This window comes from Pseudoalteromonas sp. S3431, assembly GCF_000690035.1.
GTDB lineage: Bacteria > Pseudomonadota > Gammaproteobacteria > Enterobacterales > Alteromonadaceae > Pseudoalteromonas > Pseudoalteromonas fuliginea.
The window spans coordinates 1-749 of record NZ_JJNY01000127.1 but is presented as its reverse complement, the minus strand read 5'-3'; the positions used below and the strand labels follow the sequence as shown (position 1 = coordinate 749).

At 39.3% G+C, this 749-nt stretch carries 1 protein-coding gene; it reads left to right on the top strand.

Annotated elements, in window-relative coordinates; genetic code table 11:
- Window positions 1-114: 114 nt before the first annotated feature.
- Window positions 115-749, top strand: a 635-nt coding sequence (locus DO88_RS00440) for an IS110 family transposase (protein WP_033041143.1), incomplete at its 3' end; no start/stop codon positions are given.

Below are 749 nucleotides of genomic sequence, written 5' to 3'. Positions count from 1 at the left end.
ATTTGTTTCAATACGCATACTCAGGGATTGTCGTAATGCCGACTATCTATAAGACCTGCGAGAAACACTATTAGCCTCTATTTATTCTTTCACTTTACCCCTAGGAGACCCAAAATGGAAGCCTTTAACGTCTCAGATTTTGCAGCCCTTATCGGGATCGATTGGGCTGACCGTAAACACGATATTTGTGAAATAAATCGTGACACAAATACACAACATTTAAGTGTGATTTCCTCTGAACCTAAGTCAATTAATGCATGGGCGCTTGAGTTAAAACAACGCTACAACGGCAGATCTGTTGCTGTCGCGTGTGAGCTAAAAAAAGGCCCACTTATATATGCACTCAGTAAATTTAAGCACATTGTATTATTTGTGATTAACCCATCAAGTGTTGCTAAATACCGTGCCGCATTTACGCACAGCGGGGCTAAAGATGATCCTACTGATGCAATTATTCAAGTTGAAATCTTACAACTTCATATGGATAAATTAACGGTTATTAGGCCGGATTCAGAGGACGTTAGGTGTCTTGCGCAGCTTGTCGAATACAGACGTAAACTAGTACAAGATCGTGTTAATTTAACCAATAAAATAGCCACAACGCTAAAAAATTATTATCCCCACGTGATTGATTGGTTTAAAGAAAAAGACACTCAAATATTCTGTGACTTCTTACTGCGCTGGCCCTCTCTTGCTCACGCTAAAAAAGCGAGGAAACAAACACTACTCGACTTCTTTAATCAACATAA